The sequence below is a fragment of the Oceanipulchritudo coccoides genome (genome assembly GCF_010500615.1).
GTDB lineage: Bacteria > Verrucomicrobiota > Verrucomicrobiia > Opitutales > Oceanipulchritudinaceae > Oceanipulchritudo > Oceanipulchritudo coccoides.
The window spans coordinates 1-205 of the sequence record NZ_JAAGNX010000051.1; the positions used below are offsets into that span (position 1 = coordinate 1).

The window sequence follows — 205 nt, forward strand, 5'->3', positions numbered from 1 at the left end:
TATCCTGATCGCCGTGGGTATCCCGATCCTTGGGTTTGTCACCTGGCAGCACGGGCCGTGGTTCGGCATGCTGGTACTGGCGGCGGGTATGTCCGTGCTGCGCTGGCCTGTGATCTATCTGGGGCGCTGGATCAAAAGCAAAGCCTCGCGGTAACCGCCGGATATGCAACAAATGCCACAGGTCCGGGGCCAATTGACGCCGCAG

General features: G+C 61.5%; 1 protein-coding gene. It reads left to right on the forward strand.

Features of this window, described 5'->3' with window-relative positions; all coding sequences use genetic code 11:
* Window positions 1–154, forward strand: a 154-nt coding sequence (locus tag G0Q06_RS14880; RefSeq protein ID WP_163967466.1) for a DUF2484 family protein, incomplete at its 5' end; no start/stop codon positions are given.
* Window positions 155–205: the final 51 nt, after the last annotated feature.